The organism is Pseudomonas sp. LS-2 (genome assembly GCF_003605735.1).
Classification (GTDB): domain Bacteria; phylum Pseudomonadota; class Gammaproteobacteria; order Pseudomonadales; family Pseudomonadaceae; genus Aquipseudomonas.
Genome location: NZ_QXTJ01000016.1, coordinates 64,007 through 80,782, shown reverse-complemented (window position 1 = coordinate 80,782; position 16,776 = coordinate 64,007). Strand labels below are relative to the sequence as shown.

The 16,776-nt window shown below is 62.2% G+C and carries 14 protein-coding genes; 10 read left to right on the top strand and 4 right to left on the bottom strand.

Going from position 1 to position 16,776, the window contains the following annotated elements; all coding sequences use genetic code 11:
- The first annotated feature begins 312 nt into the window (after window positions 1-312).
- The 10 genes from D3M70_RS11080 to leuD all read left to right on the top strand — a co-directional run bounded on the left by D3M70_RS11080 (window position 313) and on the right by leuD (window position 12,196).
- The gene (locus tag D3M70_RS11080) at window positions 313-765 is read left to right on the top strand and encodes a MarR family winged helix-turn-helix transcriptional regulator (protein ID WP_120125812.1); all 453 of its coding nucleotides are present in this window, start codon (window positions 313-315) and stop codon (window positions 763-765) included.
- Window positions 762-2,861: an FUSC family protein gene (locus D3M70_RS11075; protein WP_120125811.1), complete on the top strand. Its 2,100-nt coding sequence runs from the start codon at window positions 762-764 to the stop codon at window positions 2,859-2,861. The genes D3M70_RS11080 and D3M70_RS11075 overlap by 4 nt, the downstream gene beginning before the upstream one ends.
- The gene (locus D3M70_RS11070; protein ID WP_120125810.1) at window positions 2,858-3,067 is read left to right on the top strand and encodes a DUF1656 domain-containing protein; all 210 of its coding nucleotides are present in this window, start codon (window positions 2,858-2,860) and stop codon (window positions 3,065-3,067) included. Before D3M70_RS11075 ends, D3M70_RS11070 begins: the two co-directional genes overlap by 4 nt.
- Window positions 3,064-3,978: an HlyD family secretion protein gene (locus D3M70_RS11065; protein ID WP_120125809.1), complete on the top strand. Its 915-nt coding sequence runs from the start codon at window positions 3,064-3,066 to the stop codon at window positions 3,976-3,978. Before D3M70_RS11070 ends, D3M70_RS11065 begins: the two co-directional genes overlap by 4 nt.
- A complete protein-coding gene (locus D3M70_RS11060; protein ID WP_120125808.1) occupies window positions 3,975-5,429 on the top strand; it encodes an efflux transporter outer membrane subunit in 1,455 nt (484 codons plus the stop codon). The genes D3M70_RS11065 and D3M70_RS11060 overlap by 4 nt, the downstream gene beginning before the upstream one ends.
- A 215-nt stretch (window positions 5,430-5,644) precedes the next feature.
- A complete protein-coding gene (locus tag D3M70_RS11055) occupies window positions 5,645-6,466 on the top strand; it encodes an aldo/keto reductase (protein ID WP_120125807.1) in 822 nt (273 codons plus the stop codon).
- A gap of 225 nt (window positions 6,467-6,691) precedes the next feature.
- A complete protein-coding gene (locus D3M70_RS11050; protein WP_120125806.1) occupies window positions 6,692-7,708 on the top strand; it encodes a transporter in 1,017 nt (338 codons plus the stop codon).
- A 340-nt stretch (window positions 7,709-8,048) separates the two neighbouring features.
- A complete protein-coding gene (locus D3M70_RS11045; protein WP_256659816.1) occupies window positions 8,049-9,650 on the top strand; it encodes an inorganic phosphate transporter in 1,602 nt (533 codons plus the stop codon).
- A gap of 487 nt (window positions 9,651-10,137) precedes the next feature.
- Window positions 10,138-11,586: a 3-isopropylmalate dehydratase large subunit gene (gene leuC, locus D3M70_RS11035; protein ID WP_120125803.1), complete on the top strand. Its 1,449-nt coding sequence runs from the start codon at window positions 10,138-10,140 to the stop codon at window positions 11,584-11,586.
- A 1-nt stretch (window position 11,587) separates the two neighbouring features.
- Window positions 11,588-12,196, top strand: a complete 609-nt coding sequence (gene leuD, locus D3M70_RS11030; protein WP_120125802.1) for a 3-isopropylmalate dehydratase small subunit — start codon at window positions 11,588-11,590, stop codon at window positions 12,194-12,196.
- A 4-nt stretch (window positions 12,197-12,200) separates the two neighbouring features.
- On the opposite strand, the gene D3M70_RS11025 is transcribed toward leuD, so the two are convergent.
- From D3M70_RS11025 to D3M70_RS11010, 4 genes are all read right to left on the bottom strand, one after another.
- The gene (locus D3M70_RS11025; protein ID WP_120125801.1) at window positions 12,201-13,286 is read right to left on the bottom strand and encodes an aldose 1-epimerase family protein; all 1,086 of its coding nucleotides are present in this window, start codon (window positions 13,284-13,286) and stop codon (window positions 12,201-12,203) included.
- Window positions 13,283-14,614 carry an L-fucose:H+ symporter permease gene (gene fucP, locus D3M70_RS11020; protein ID WP_120125800.1) on the bottom strand — a complete coding sequence of 444 codons (1,332 nt, stop codon included), beginning with the start codon at window positions 14,612-14,614 and terminating at the stop codon, window positions 13,283-13,285. Before fucP ends, D3M70_RS11025 begins: the two co-directional genes overlap by 4 nt.
- An 81-nt stretch (window positions 14,615-14,695) precedes the next feature.
- Window positions 14,696-15,616 carry a ribokinase gene (gene rbsK / locus D3M70_RS11015; protein WP_120125799.1) on the bottom strand — a complete coding sequence of 307 codons (921 nt, stop codon included), beginning with the start codon at window positions 15,614-15,616 and terminating at the stop codon, window positions 14,696-14,698.
- 271 nt (window positions 15,617-15,887) lie between these two features.
- The gene (locus tag D3M70_RS11010; RefSeq protein ID WP_120125798.1) at window positions 15,888-16,775 is read right to left on the bottom strand and encodes a LysR family transcriptional regulator; all 888 of its coding nucleotides are present in this window, start codon (window positions 16,773-16,775) and stop codon (window positions 15,888-15,890) included.
- Between the last annotated feature and the right edge of the window lies 1 nt (window position 16,776).

The following is a 16,776-nucleotide window of genomic DNA, read 5'->3' as shown; positions in this document are numbered from 1 at the left end:
AGAATCCGGGCATGCCCCACTAAAAGATTGACGCCATTTTTTTGGAGATGCGTGATAAGAAATTTCGAATTAAGTTCACAATTCAGCAAAAAGTCCGACAGGCGGTAGTAAAGTCAGACACTCGCAGACGCCAGGTCCCCTCTAGAGAGGGGGCGGTCACGCCCTTTCGTCCTGTCGGCCACCACTCATCCACATTTGATTTGACGCTCAACTTTGTAACTTGATATTAATAATTAGCAAGCTAATAATACCGGGACTAATCATTCACTGCCTAACCAACCTTTTTTGTCGAATCCACCCAGTGGCATCCTCATGACTCTAGACTCACTGCAAATGCACATCACAGGCGGCGTCGTCGCGGCGTCTCGCCAATGGCGCCGCGTGTGTCAGACCACCCTGGTGAATTACGGCGTGTCGGAAGCCTGCGCCGGGCCGTTGTTGATGATCGCGAGACTGGGAGAAGGCGTGCGGCAGGTCACCGTCGCTCAGGCGTGCGGGCTGGAAAGCCCGTCGCTGGTGCGCCTGCTCGACCAACTCGGCAAGGCCAACCTGGTCCAGCGCACTGAAGACCCCACCGACCGCCGCGCCAAGGCCCTGAGCCTGACCGATGAAGGACGCGCCCTGGCCAACTCCATCGAGGATGAACTGATCCGTCTGCGCCGGGATGTGTTCAGCGCAATCGAACCTGCGGACCTGGAAGCCACCCTGCGCGTCTTCAAAGCCTTCGCCAACGCCAGTCCCATGGGGCCGGAGCAGTCATCTTGAACGGACTTTTCAAAGGTTTCTTTGACGGTGTTCCGCCGTCCCGCGACTGGTTCTACGGCATCCGCACCTTCGCCGCGTCGATGCTGGCGTTGTACATCGCGCTGATTTTCGAGCTGCCCCGTCCTTACTGGGCGATGGCCACGGTCTACATCGTCTCCAGCCCCTTCGTCGCGCCGACCAGTTCCAAGGCGCTGTACCGGGCTGCCGGCACCTTGCTCGGCGCCACCGCATCGGTGCTGATCGTGCCGATGTTCGTGCAGACGCCGTTTCTGCTGGCGGTGGTCATCGCCCTGTGGACCGGCACCCTGCTCTTCTTGTCCCTGCACCTGCGCACCGCCAACAGCTACGCGCTGATGCTGGCCGGCTACACCATGCCGCTGATTTCCTTTCCGGTGGTGGACAACCCCCAGGCGGTGTTCGACATCGCGGTGTCGCGGACCGAGGAAATCTTTCTCGGCATCGTTTGCGCGGCGGTGGTCGGCGCAATGTTCTGGCCGCGCCGTCTGGCGCCAGTGCTGGTCGACTCCATGGGCAAATGGTTCAAGGACGCCTCGACCTACAGCGATCTGTTCCTCTCTCGCAGCGCCACACCGGAACAGGTCGGTGCCTTGCGTACGGCCATGGTCGGCACGTTCAACAGCCTGGAACTGATGATCGGCCAACTGCCCCACGAAGGCACGCACCGCCAGACCGTACGCAATGCAAAGGAACTGCGCGGCCGCATGATCCACCTGTTGCCGGTGATCGATGCCCTGGACGACGCGCTTTGGGCACTGGAACGCCGCACGCCGGAACTGGTGGCCGATCTTGCGCCGCTGATCATCGAGTGCCGCGACTGGGTGGAAAAGACCGCCGAGGGTGCACCGGTCAAATACTGGCAAGCGCTGCACGACGAGCTCGACCGCCTGCAACCGACGCCTGCGCAACTGGATGATCGCCGTCAGTTGCTGTTGTCCAACGCGCTGTATCGTCTGCGTGAGTGGATCGACCTGTGGCAGGACTGCCGCAGCCTGCAACACGCCATCGAAACCGACGACCATCGCCCCTGGCGTGCGGTCTATCGCCACTGGCGTCTGGCTCGCCTGTCGCCGTTCCTCGACAAAGGCATGATGCTGTACTCGGTGGCGACCTCGGTGAGTGCGATCATCGTTGCCTCGGTGCTGTGGATTCTGCTCGGCTGGCAGGACGGTGCCAGTGCCGTGGCGCTGGCAGCGGTGTCGTGCAGCTTCTTCGCCGCGATGGACGACCCGGCGCCGCAGATCTACCGCTTCTTCTTCTGGACGATGATGTCAGTGATCTTCGCCAGCCTCTATCTGTTCGTGGTGCTGCCGAACCTGCATGACTTCCCGATGCTGGTGCTGGCGTTCGCCGTGCCGTTCATCTGTGTCGGCACCCTGACCGTGCAGCCCAAGTTCTACCTCGGCACGTTGCTGACCATTGTCAACACCTCGTCGTTCATCAGCATTCAGAGCGCCTACGACGCGGACTTCCTGAACTTCGTCAACTCCAACCTGGCAGGCCCTGCCGGGCTGGCATTTGCCTTTGTCTGGACGCTGATCGTGCGGCCGTTCGGGACAGAGGTCGCGGCCAAACGCCTGACGCGCTTCAGTTGGTGCGACATCGTTTCGCTGAGTGAAGATGCAACCCTGGCCGAGCACCGGCAGATGGGCGTGCGCATGCTCGACCGCTTGATGCAGCACTTGCCGCGACTGGTGATCACGGCGCAGGACACCAACATTGCGCTGCGTGAAGTGCGGGTGGCGCTGAACATGCTCGACCTGCTCGCTTATATGCCTCGGGTCGGTGACGTGCCACACCAGTTGCTGCGCCAGGTGGCGACCGAAGTCGGTGCGTATTTCCGCGCCTGCCTCAAGGCCCGCGAGCGTTTGCCCGCGCCCAAAGGTCTGTTGATGACCATGGACCGCGCCCGCCGCTCCCTGACCTTCGACTGGATGGGCGACGATGAATCGCGTCGGCACCTGCTGCATGCACTCAGCGGGCTGCGACTGGCACTGCTGCCGGGCGTGGAAATCGTCGACGTGCTGGCCGAGCAAGAAGAACAACCGCCGTATGGCATCGATGGAGCGCCACTGTGATCGGTGAACTGGATATCAGCGGGATTTTCCTGCCTACCTTTCTGGTGCTGATGGGCATCGCTTATGTGATTTTTCTGGTGGTTCACGCCGTACTGTCGCGTGCCCACTTCTACCGCCTGGTCTGGCACCGGGCTTTGTTCAACGTCGGTCTATACGCTCTGCTGCTCGGCGTCGTGGATACCCTTAGTCGATACCTGATGAAATGAAAAAACCTCTACTGACTCTGGGCCGTGTGGTCCTGACACTGCTGGTTGTCATCCTCGCCGCGATCGTCGTCTGGCGCATGGTGATGTATTACATGTACGCCCCCTGGACACGCGACGGTCACATCCGCGCCGACGTGATCCAGATCGCCCCGGACGTCTCCGGCCTGATCGAAAAGGTCTCGGTCAGCGACAACCAGGCGATCACCAAGGGCCAGGTGCTGTTCACCATCGACCAGGACCGCTTCCGCCTGGCCTTGCGTCAGGCGCAAGCCACGCTGGCCGAGCGCAAGGAAACCTGGGAACAGGCTCAGCGCGAGAACAAGCGTAACCGTGGCCTTGGCAACCTGGTGGCTCGCGAGCAACTGGAAGAAAGCCAGTCCAAGGAAGCCCGCGCCCTGGCGGCGGTGAATGAGGCCCAGGTGGCGGTGGACTCCGCGCAGCTGAACCTCGACCGCTCGGTGATCCGCAGCCCGGTCGACGGCTACCTCAACGACCGCGCGCCACGGGACCGCGAGTTCGTCAGTGCCGGGCGCCCGGTGCTGTCGGTAGTGGACAGCGCCTCGTATCACATCGACGGTTATTTCGAAGAAACCAAGCTCGACGGCATTCACATCGGATCGGCCGTGGACATCCGCGTGATCGGCGACAACGCCCGTCTGCGCGGACATGTGGTGAGCATCGTCGCCGGTATCGAGGACCGCGACCGCAGCAGCGGCTCCAATCTGCTGCCCAACGTCAACCCGGCATTCAGCTGGGTGCGCTTGGCCCAGCGGATTCCGGTGCGTATCGCTTTCGCCGAAGTGCCAGACGACTTCCGCATGATTGCCGGGCGTACGGCGGCCGTGTCGATCATCGACGATGCCACCGCGCGCAAGAATGAAAAGGCCACTGACAAAGGAGTCGCTCAATGAAACCCGGCGCACGCCTTCTAACCGTTGGTTTGGGCATGTTGCTCTCGGCCTGTACCGTGGTCGGGCCGGATTACAAACTGCCGAACGAGGCAGCGGTCAATCGTCCTGATTTACAGGGCGAGCTGGCGGGCAGCTCGGCCAATGTGGTGTCTGCCCCGGTTCCCGCTGACTGGTGGCGGTTGTACAACGATCCCAAACTGGATCAGTTGGTGGCTCAGGCGCTGGCGTCGAGCACTGACCTGCGGGTGGCCGCCGCCAACCTGCAACGTGCCCGTTATCAAGTGAACGAAGCCGACGCCGCAGGCGGCTTCACCAACACTGCGAAGGCCGGTGCCCAGCGCTTGCAAGAGTCGGGTCAGGCCTATTTGCTTCCGGAGAAGGTTCCGGTCTCCAACGTGGGTGATGCGGGCCTGACCACCTCGTATCAGTTCGACCTGTTCGGTGTGTTGCAACGCGGCATCGAAGCGTCCGAGGCCAATGCCGACGCCGCGCAGGCCGCGGCAGACACCGCGCGCATTACGCTGGTGGCGGACGTCGTGCGTTCGTACACGCAAATCTGCGCCGCCAACGAAGAACACGATATCGCCCTGCACTCGCTGGATCTGCAAAAACAGAGCGTGAGCCTGACCCAGCGCCTGCGTGATGCCGGCCGTGGCGACGAGACTCAGGTCACCCGCTCGCAGACCCAGTTCAAGTCCCTGCGCGCCGAATTGCCGCGCTATGAGGCAGCGCGCCAGGCCGGGCTGTATCGCCTGTCGATGTTGCTGGCACGTCCGCTGAACCAGTTGCCGCAAGGGGTTGCCGACTGCGCCGAGCTGCCGCGTATCGCTCAGGTGATGCCGGTCGGTGATGGCGCGGCCCTGCTCAAGCGTCGTCCCGATGTGCGTCAGGCCGAACGTCGTCTGGCGATGTCCAGCGCCGGCATCGGTGTTGCCACGGGCGAGCTGTATCCGGACATCAGCATCGGCGCGACGGTCGCCACTGTCGGTATTCTCGACGAACTGGGCGAACCGTCGACCAACCGCTGGGGTTTCGGCGGCGTGATCAACTGGACCATCCCGTCCAACGGCGCCCGTGCCCGCATTCACATGGCCGAAGCGTCGAATCAGGCGGCACTGGCGCATTTCGATGGCGTGGTGCTCAACGCGATTCGCGAAGCGCAGACCGGTCTGTCGCAATACACCGCCCTGCTGGAGCGCCGCGACGCCCTGGCCGATGCCGAGCAATCGGCCAAACAGGCGGCTGACCAGACCCACCGCTTCTTCATGGCCGGTCGCGAGTCGTTCCTGGCGGATTTGCAGGCAACGCGCACCTACACCGACGTGACCGCGCAACTGGCGGCGGCGAATACTCAGGTGGCCATGGGGCAGATCGATCTGTTCCTGGCGCTGGGTGGGGGTTGGGAGAACTCCAGGCCGGCGCCTGCCGCGCCCGCCCAGGCACATCAGTAAGACGATCCATTGTGGGAGCCCGCTGAGTGACGAATGCGCTGCGTCATTGAGCATTGAGGTCTCTGGCCCGACGCTTTCGCCAGCCAGCCGGCTCCCACACGTCTTGCAGCCGCCCCTGAAACGACGTTGCTGCAAAGCCGCATTCATCCATGAAATTGAACCCCTGCCCGCCTGAACTGCCTGATCTCTCTATACCCCACTCGGCAGGAGGCACCATGCGCACGCTCCAACTGGCAGATCAAACCGTCCCCGTCATCGGGCAAGGCACCTGGCGCATGGGGGAAGATCGCCATCAGCGCCAAGAGGAAGTTTCAGCCCTGCAGATGGGCATCGAACTGGGCCTGACGCTGATCGACACCGCCGAGATGTACGGCGAAGGCGGCGCCGAAGAAGTGGTCGGCGAGGCCATTGCCGGGCGGCGCGACGAGGTGGTGCTGGTGAGCAAGGTCTACCCGCACAACGCCAGCCGCAAAGGCATCGCCGCCGCGTGCGAGCGCAGCCTGCAACGGCTCAAGACCGACTACATCGATCTGTACCTGTTGCACTGGCCGGGCTCCTACCCCCTTGAGGAAACCGTTGAGGCCTTCGAACGTCTGCGTGAAGCGGGCAAGATCGGCCGTTGGGGCGTGTCGAACTTCGATGTGTCGGACATGCTGGAGCTGAACAACACCCACTGCGCCACCAATCAAGTGCTCTATAACCCTGAAGAGCGCGGCGTCGAATACGATCTGCTGCCCTGGATGCAGAACGTCGACATGCCGCTCATGGCCTACTGCCCGATTGGTCAGGCGGGTAACTTGCTGATGAACCCGGCCATGATCGAAGTTGCCGAACGCCACGACGCCACGCCAGCGCAGATCAGCCTGGCCTGGGTGTTGCGTCAGGATGGCGTGATCGCCATCCCCAAAGCCGTCGATCCTCACCATCTCCAGCTCAATGCCGCTGCGGCCGGGATCGAGCTGAGCATCGAGGACGAACTGCTGATCGACACCTCGTGGCCTGCGCCGACTCGCAAGAAGCGTCTGTCCATGGTGTGATGACCCACCTTTGTGATGACCCACGTTCTGTAGGAGCGCGCTTGCCCGCGATTGCGGTGTGTCAGTCGGGATAGAGGTATCTGAACCGGCGCGATCGCGGGCAAGCGCGCTCCTACAAGTCTGCATGACGTGCTGCCACAAACGGTCACAAAACTGTCAAAACCGCTTGCGATGATGCCGCTTCAGATCCCGTGCCTTCTGCGGCCTCCTCGCCTGCGAGCCTTCATGAATCAACGCATCGCTCCTCATCAGGAATCCGACCTGTTCGGGCTGCTGTACGGTTTTCGTTTCCGTCCTGGGGAGCCTGGTCGGGAGATCGATTCCACCGCTGCGCTGGCGTGTCTGCGCGCGCCGACAGACCCTGACGAATTCGTCTGGCTGCACCTGAACCTGGCCCATGCCAGCTGCGAACGCTGGATGAAAACCAACTTCGAACTGCCTGACGAGTTCCTCGAAGCCCTGCACGAAGGCTCGCGCTCGACGCGCATCGAACACGTCGACTCCGCCCTGCTGGCGGTGGTCAACGACGTGGTGTTCGACTTCAACCGTATCTCCACTGATATCGCCACGTTGTGGGTGTGCGTGCGCAGCAATCTGATGATCTCGGCGCGCCATCAACCATTGCGCTCGGTGGACAAGCTGCGCTCGTCGGTCAAACAGGGCGAAACCTTTCGCTCGCCGCTCGAGCTGCTGGCGCACCTTCTGCGAGACCAGAGCGAGGTGCTGGCCCAGTTCATGCGCAAGACCAGCATCAGCGTCGACAAAATCGAAGACCAGTTGCTGTCCCAGCGCTTGAGCAACAACCGCACCGAACTGGGGACCATGCGTCGCGTGCTGGTCCGCCTGCAGCGGCTGCTGGCGCTGGAACCCGGCTCGCTGATGCGCCTGCTGCATCGCCCGCCCACCTGGCTGCTGGAGGAGGACTTGCAGGAATTGCGGCAGTCCACCGAAGAGTCGGCGCTGGTGCTCAGCGACCTCACTGCTCTTGGGGAGCGGATCAAACTGTTGCAGGAAGAAATTGCCGCCAACCTCAGCGAACAGACCAACCGCACGCTGTTCACCCTGACGGTGGTCACGGTGCTGGCGTTGCCGATCAACATCGTCGCCGGCTTCTTCGGCATGAACGTGGGCGGTATTCCGCTGGCCAGCGACCCCCATGGCTTCTGGGTGCTGGTGGCACTAGTAGCCACGTTTACCTTCATTGCGGGACGCTGGGCGTTTCGCAAGAGCCGGGATTATTGAGCGGGTCGTGGCCGAATCTCTGGTAGGAGCGCGCTTGCCCGCGATCTGCCGGGAACCGGCAGTAAGATCACTTTGTAAGGTCTGATCAGGCATACCGTATTGGCTGGTTTCGCTGCCGGTTCCCGGCAGATCGCGGGCAAGCGCGCTCCTACAGTCGTCAGTAAGCCACTCCGGCATGCGCCACGGCCTCCGGCCAGAATCGGCATTTGTTAACGCCACCCATCCCTTACCCCAACAAATCCACCGCAACCCTGACCTGCGTCGTATCTCTGTCACATTTTGTAATGATCATGTTCGCCATCCCATCTCAACAGGATTGTGAATCATGGCGACCCCGACAATGGCTCCAGGCTCCCTGCAACAGGGTCCCGGGCTGAGTGCTCAATTCGGGCGCAAGCCCGGCGTTCTGACGATGGTGATCTTCTTCGCCGTACTGGGCCTGGGCCTGTTGTACACGGCCTTCAGCCTCAAGCAGGACATGGATGAACTGGGCACGGTCGTGTTGACCTGGACCCCCTTCCTGCTGCTCGGCGTTGCGTTGTTGATCGCTCTGGGTTTCGAATTCGTCAACGGTTTCCACGACACCGCCAACGCGGTGGCAACCGTCATCTATACCCACTCCCTGCCGCCGAATTTCGCCGTGGTCTGGTCGGGGATGTTCAACTTTCTGGGCGTGCTGTTTTCCAGCGGTGCGGTGGCGTTCGGCATCATCGCCCTGCTGCCGGTCGAACTGATCCTGCAAGTGGGTTCGTCCGCCGGTTACGCGATGATCTTCGCCCTGTTGATCGCCGCCATCCTGTGGAACCTCGGCACCTGGTGGCTGGGCCTGCCCGCTTCGTCGTCGCACACGCTGATCGGCTCGATCATCGGCGTCGGCGTCGCCAACGCGCTGATGCATGGCCGTGATGGCACCAGCGGCGTGGACTGGTCGCAAGCCACCAAGATCGGCTACTCGCTGCTGCTATCGCCGCTGGTGGGCTTCACCTGCGCGGCCCTGTTGCTGCTGGCGCTACGTGCCTTCGTCAAGAACCGCGCGCTATACAAAGCCCCGGAAGGCAATCAACCGCCGCCGCTGTGGATTCGCGGCCTGCTGATCCTGACCTGCACCGGCGTGTCCTTCGCCCACGGCTCCAACGACGGGCAAAAGGGCATGGGCCTGATCATGCTGATTCTGGTAGGCACCCTGCCGATGGCCTATGCGCTTAACCGTGCGATGCCCGCCGATCAGTCGGTGCAGTTCGCGGCGGTGGCTCAGGTCACGCAACAGGCGCTGACCAAAGCCGCGCCATTGCCCGCGCCCGCCGATTCGCGCCAGACGCTCTCCAACTACATCCGTGACAAACAGGCCACCCCCGATCTGGTGCCCGCGCTGGCCGTGATGGCCGGCAAAATCGGCGATCAGGTCGCCAGCTACGGTTCGCTGTCCAAGGTCCCGGCCGAAGCCACCGCCAACGTGCGTAACGACATGTACCTGACCTCCGAAGCCATCCGTTTGATGGACAAGAACAAGGTCGGCAACTTCGACGCCGATACCCAAAGCAAGGTGCAGCTGTTCAAGCAGCAGATCGACAACGCCACGCGCTTCATCCCGCTGTGGGTGAAGATCGCTGTCGCCATCGCGCTGGGTCTGGGCACCATGGTCGGCTGGAAACGCATCGTGGTGACAGTGGGTGAAAAGATCGGCAAAACTCACCTGACCTACGCCCAGGGCGCTTCGGCGGAAGTGGTCGCCATGCTGACCATCGGCGCGGCGGACATGTACGGCCTGCCGGTCTCGACCACCCATGTGCTGTCTTCGGGCGTGGCAGGCAGCATGACCGCCAACGGCTCCGGCCTGCAGATGCGCACCCTGCGCAACCTGGCAATGGCCTGGGTTCTGACCCTGCCAGCGGCGATCCTGCTGTCCGGCGGCCTGTACTGGTTCTTCACCCAGATTTTCTGATTCACAGAGCTTCACGTGCTCTCCTTCGCAGGCGCTTCGGCGCCTGTTTTTTTGGCCGGACTTTGGCGACAACACCTGCCTGCTTCTGCCGAAGGCGTGGGAGGCCAGCTTGCTGACGATCTGCCGGGAACCGGCAACAAACCCTGCCAGCGCTATCCGCCTGACACAATCTGGTCGAATGGTTTCGGGACTGCTTCGCAGCCCATCGTCAGCAAGCTGGACTCCTACGCCCTTCGGGCAGAATCAAAAGCCGCACGAGAGCCCATCGTCAGCAAGCTGGACTCCCACGCCCTTCGGGCAGAATCAAAAGCCCTACAAGTCTTTCTCAACTCCTTCGCGTAGAACCAGGAGCCAGCCCAGCGTCACGCCCTCATCAAACACGATCCATGTTCCAAGCCCTCACCCTTCGGCCATTGATGGTCACCCTCGCCTGCCTAAGATGTCAGCAAGCCTGCCTGGCCGTGATTTCCATCGAGTGAGTGCCGTGATGAGTTCAACAACAACGACTCCAACAAGATCCTCAGCAAGAACCCTGTACGACAAACACATCGACTCGCACACCGTGTGCACCCTCGATGATCAGGGCCATGTTCTGCTTTATATCGACCGTCAGGTCATCAACGAATACACCAGCCCTCAGGCGTTCAGCGGTCTGCGTGAGGCGGGGCGTGAGGTGTGGCGGCCGCAAACCGCACTGGCGGTCGTCGATCACGTCAACCCTACCGCGCCGCAACGGGTGGCGGCCATGGCCGATCCAGGCGGTGCGTTACAGGTCTCGTATCTGGCCGACAACTGCGAAAATTTCGGCATCGAACTGTTCGACGTCCTCGACCAGCGTCAGGGCATCGAACACGTCATCGCGCCCGAGCAAGGTTTTATTCTCCCCGGCATGGTGATCGCCGCAGGCGACAGCCACACCACCACTTACGGGGCGCTGGGGGCGTTCGGTTTCGGCATCGGCACCTCGGAAATCGAACACCTGCTGGCGTCCCAGACGCTTGTCTACAAACGTCTGAAAAGCATGCGCGTGACCGTCGAGGGCGACCTGTCCAGCGGCCTGACGTCCAAGGACGTGATCATGGCGCTGATCGGCAAGATCGGCGCATCGGGTGCCACCGGTTACGCCATCGAATTCACCGGCTCGACCATTTCCGCCCTCAGTGTCGAAGCCCGGATGACCATCTGCAACATGGCCGTGGAAGCCGGCGCACGAGGGGCGTTCATGGCGCCGGACGACAAGGTGTTCGCCTACCTGAAGGACAAGCCCCGCGCACCGAAAGGCACGTTATGGGACCGCGCCGTGGAAAGCTGGAAGACGCTGCACAGCGACGCTGATGCCGTGTTCGACCGCGAAATCCAGCTCGATACCACTGACCTGCAACCCATGGTCACATGGGGTACCAGCCCCGATCAGGCCGCCGCTATCCATGAAACTGTGCCGGATCCGGACGCCATCGCCGATCCGATCCTGCGTCAGGACATGCGCCGAGCCTTGACCTACATGGGCCTTGAAGCCGGCATGCCGCTGAGCGAGATCGTCATCAGCCACGCCTTCATCGGTTCCTGCACCAATGCGCGCATCGAAGATTTGCGCGACGCCGCCCACGTGGTGCGCGGCAGACACGTGGCCCAACACGTGCGGGCGATGATCGTCCCCGGTTCCACCGCCGTGCGCGATCAGGCCGAAGCCGAGGGGCTGGCGACGATCTTTCGCGATGCCGGTTTCGAGTGGCGCCAGTCGGGCTGCTCGATGTGCCTGGCCATGAACGACGACGTGCTCGCGCCCGGCGACCGCTGCGCGTCGAGCACCAACCGCAATTTTGAAGGCCGTCAGGGCGCAGGCGCACGCACCCACCTGATGAGCCCGGCAATGGTCGCCGCAGCCGCCATTACCGGCCACTTGACTGATGTTCGTCGTTTGCAGGGGAGTCTCTGACATGCAGCCGTTTACCCAAGTCAGCGGCAAGGCCGCGCCCATGCTCGCCGCCAACGTCGACACCGACGTGATCATGCCCAAGCAGTTCCTCAAGGGCATTGACCGCGCCGGGCTGGATCGGGGCCTGTTCTTCGACCTGCGCTTCCTGCCGTCTGGCGAGCCGAATCCGCACTTCATCCTCAACCAGCCCGCGTGGCAGGGGGCGAAATTTCTGGTGACCGGGCCGAACTTCGGTTGCGGATCGAGTCGCGAGCACGCTGTCTGGGGCCTCAAGCAGATGGGGATTCAGGCGCTGATCGGCAGCAGTTTCGCGGGGATTTTCTACGACAACTGCCAGCGCAACGGGGTCTTGATCATCGTCCTGGAAGAGGCCGAGATTCAGGCGTTGGGCACGCTGGTCAGCCAGCCTGAGACCGCGCAGATCGAGGTGGATCTGGCGGCGCAGGAGATTCGTTTGCAGAACGGTCGGGTGATGCCGTTCAAGATCGATGAATTGAGGAAGAACGCGCTGCTGCTGGGGCTGGATGCGATTGGCAGCACCCTGCAGAAGCGCGAACAGATTCTGGCGTTTCAGGACCGGCACCTGGCGCAGAATCCCTGGCTGTCATGAAACGCTACGGTCGAGTATTGCGCTCGACCGTCTGCACTTCCCCAACCGCCAGATAACCCGTGGTCACGCTGAATACCGCACTCTCCCCCGCGCCCAGCATTCGCACATTGCCCTTGGCTTTCTCGGCCAGATAGCCCTCCGGCTCGCAGGTGGCAGGCAACACGAAGGCCGCCACCTGCTGATCGGCGTTGTGCAGGATCCAGCGCGCGGCGTGGTCGAACTGCGCCGGCTTGTAGCGGGTGTAGAACGCTGCGCCGTCGACATGCTTGAGCAGAAAGTGCGCATCGCCCTGCGCATCCGCTCGAACCCCGTCAAAGAAGCAGACGATCTCCGGGTCATACAGCTCAGGCGTGTTCAAGGTCTGCAAGCGCGAGGGATCGTCCGTCAGTTCGGCCATGTAGGCCGACCACGCCGGGGTCGGCCTTACATGGGCCGGAACGCTGCTGCGAACCCGGGTGCGTTCGACACCCAGCGGCTCGACGAACCGACCGTTTTCGACGTAGGCGTAATTCATGTGGGCCATGTACATCAGCTCCATCGGCTTGCCCGCCAGATTGCGCACATCCATGCCGATGTCGAACAGCCCAGAGCCTGCGCGCAATGTCACGCTGGGCCGGGCGAGATAATGATCGCCGAAGCCCATCACGTATTCGTATTCGCCCCCAATGCGCAGAAACGCGCCCGAGGTATCTTCGCCCACTTCCAGCCAGGCGCTGTCCATCGGCGCGCAAGGCATCTCGCCGTGCAGCGGATGATCGTCCTGCGGTGTCGGGCAGCCATTGCGCAGAATGCCGCTGTGGAACATGAAGCAACCATAGGTGCCAATCACGGTAGGACTGGGGCGCGGTTGCTCGAACATGTTGCGCATGGTCAGGTCGCAGCCATCGAACACCGCGGACCAGACCATCTGGCCCTGATACGGCAGCACCACGACGCGACCGCGATTGTTCTCCAGCGCCAGCGCCTTCACGCCGCTGGGGTAGGTCCAGGCCAGCACGCGAAAGTCAGCGGACTCGAGCAGGGTCTTTTCATCGCCACTGAACAGCTCGGGAAACAGCGGGATCGTCGTGCGCTTGTCGAGACCGCTCATGATGCCGTTACCGCACCGACCGGCGCCGTTTCGCTGCGTGGATCACGCATGCACTTGATGGCGTAGGCGACGATCACCACGAAGCACAGCAATGGCACGCTGTAGGCGATCTGCATGTTGCCGTGGGTGGCGTCGGACAACAGTCCCTGGAAGATCGGCATTACGCCACCGCCCACGATGCTCATCACCAGCAGCGAACCGCCGACACCGGTGTCTTCGCCCAGACCGTCGATGGTCAGGCCATAGATGGTCGGCCAGCACGGACCGAGGAAGATGCTCACACCCACCGCCGCGTAAACCGCACTGATGTTCGGCACCAGAATGGTGTAGGCCAACAGCACGATGGTCAGCACGCCATAAATCGCGAGGACCTTGGCCGGATGCATCTTGCGCATCAGCAGGTTGGCGATCATCTTGCCGACGAAGTACGCAGCAAAGGTGGTCAGCAGGAACCACGATGCGCTGCGTTCGTTCATCCCGCCCATCTGCATTGCCAGGCGAATGGTGAAACTCCACACACCGACCTGCGCGCCGACATACAGGAACTGAGCCAGCACGCCAAAGGTGAAGCGCGGGTTGCGCCAAAGGCGGGACAGGCTCTGGCCGATGCTGCTCTTTTTCGCGACGTCCTTGATGTTGCCCTTGCACGCGGGGAATCTGGTGAAGGCAATCAGCACGAACATCAGGATCAGGACCGCGATCATCCATTTGTACGGCAGCAGGGTCGACTGGATCATTTCCAGTTGCTGGATCGCCGCATCGGAGGCGCTCATCTGGGTCAGTTGTTCACGGGTGGCATCGGTGTCCTTGAACATCACGAAGCTGCCAACGTAGACCCCGGCCATGGCGCCGAACGGGTGGAAAGTCTGCGAGATGTTCAGACGACGGGTGCCGGTTTCACGCGGCCCCATCAATGTCGAATACGTGTTGCACGCAGTCTCCAGAAACGACAGGCCCGCAGCGATGACGAACAGCGCCATCAGGAACATGCCGTACTTGGCCATCGAGGCTGCGGGGAAGAACAGCGAGCAGCCGACCATGTACAACAGCAGGCCGATGAGGATGGTGCTCTTGTAGCTGAAGCGTCTGACCACCATCGCCGCCGGAATCGCCACGAAGAAGTAGCCCAGGTAGAACGCCGACTGCACGAAAGCGGTCTGAAAATCGCTGAGCAAGAAGGCCTTCTTGAAGTGCGCGATGAGCACGTCGTTCATGCTCGCGGCCGCCGCCCACAACGCGAAACAACAGCACAGCAGCAGGAAAGCGAACCAGGGCGTGCGGTTCAGGTAGAACCCGTCCGGGGATTGTTGGAGCGCGGGCTTTGTCATTGTTGTTCTCCGGGAAGTGCAGGGAATACCTCGCCCGGCCGGTCGAATTGACCGGTCCGGGCGCGGCGGCTCATGAGTGACTTACAGCGTTTCGAGAAATTGTCCGAACGTGGCAGCGTCCGGGTAGGAACTCTGGGTGCCAAGGCCCGTAACCGAGCAGGCCGAATAGGCCACTGCCTGGGTCATGGCCTTGCGCATATCGCCGTCCTCGCTCCAGTGGCGGGCGAAGCAACCGATGAAGGCATCCCCTGCGCCTGTGGTGTCGCGGGCGTTGACCTTGATCCCCTCGACGCGGAACTCGCCCTCCTCGCCCACGTACAGCGCGCCCTTTTCACCCAGGGTGACGATGACGTGGCGGATGCCGTCCTGCACCAGTTGCAACGCAGCGGCACGGGCCGATTCCAGCGAGTCGACGACCTGGCCGGTGATCAGCGCCAGTTCGGTCTCGTTGGGAATGAAGAAGTCCAGTTGCAGCAGGTGTTCGCGGCTCAGGCCTTTGACGGCAGGTGCCGGATTGAGCAGCACGGGAATGCCGTTGGCCTTGGCGAAGTCGATGGCGTGGTAGACCGTTTCCAGCTCGATTTCCAGCTGCAGCACGATCAGCTTGCAATCGCGCAACGCGGCTCGCGCGGCGTCGATATCGGCAGGTTTGAGGTGAGCGTTGGCGCCTTTGACGATGAGGATGCTGTTGTGCGAGTCGCTCTGCACGAAGATCGGCGCGACGCCGCTGGAAACACCGGGCACGCACTCTACGAAATGGGTGTCGATGCCAAAGCGCTGGAAGTTGGCGAGCGTGTTGTCGGCGAACATGTCGTCACCGACCTTGCTCAGCATCAGCACGTCGGCGCCGAGCTTGGCAGCCGCCACGGCCTGATTGGCGCCCTTGCCGCCGCAGCCCATGGCGAAATTCGGCGCCTCGAGGGTTTCGCCCTGGGCCGGCATCCGGTCGATGTAGGTGATCAAATCCACCATGTTGCTGCCGATGACCGCGATCTTGTTCATGTGTGTCATACCTTGTTTACGCAGCGGGGTCCGAAAAAACGACCGCCGACGCGTTATTATTTTTGTTATTTAAATAACATTTTCTGTGACTATTCAACCTCTATTTTGTGGGGTGATCGCCTGGCGCAGACAAAAACAGCGGCCACGGCACTGCATAACCGGTGCAAACCCCGGATTCAGAGGGGTTCGCACCGCTGGTCAATACAGACCACCGGTGGTCGCAATCGTTTGCGATGAAGATTTCAAACGCGCTCTGCGTACCCGTCGGCGTTCAATATCCGCCGCGTCCCTCCAGCAGCGTATCGAGCAACCAGGCGCCTGCCGGACCCAGGCTTTTCTGCCGTGACCAGATCACATCCACTGCCGAACTGCGCGGCCAGCCGGGGACCTGCAATTCCTTCAGGCGCCCCTGAGCGTAACCGCGGACCAGCCAGCGCGGCAGGGCCGACCAGCCGAATCCGAAGATCGCCATGTCCATCAGCAACAGATAATTGGGCGCCGACCAGCTACGTCGCGCGCCACTGGGCAGGTCATCGGTGGGGATGCTTTCGTCGACGATGGTGTTCAGGCGCAAGGCGCGGTGCTGCGCAAGTTTGCGGTAATCCACGGCATCTTCGGCTGCGAGTGGATGCTGATGGGAGACGAACAGTCCAAAGTCGGCGCGCTCGGCAATGGTCGCGTGGCCCACTTCCGGCGGATAGCTGGCCTGGGCCGACAGCAGCCCTAGCGACGCCCGTCCGCTCTGGATCAGGTTGATGGCGTCGCCGTGCTCGGCGAACACGCATTCGAGTTCCAGCTCCGGAAAGCGCTGATCGAGTTCGGCCATGCGCGCCTCGAACTCAGCGAACTGATTGGCGTCGGACAACACCAGCGTCAGCCGGGGTTCCATGCCTTCAGCCAGACGCCCCGCCGCGCGGCGCAACTTGTCGCAGGCCCCCAGCACTTCTTCGATCCGTCCGTGCAGCGCCCTGCCCGCTTCGGTCAACACCGGTTGTTTCGACGAGCGGTCGAACAGTTCCACGCCGAGATCAATCTCCAGCCGAGAGATCGCTTCACTGACCGTCGACTGGCTTTTGCCCAGCCGCCGTGCAGCCGCGCTGAACGAACCCAGGGCGATGGTCTGGGCAAAGGCTTCCAGGGCTTCGGGGGAATAGCTCATG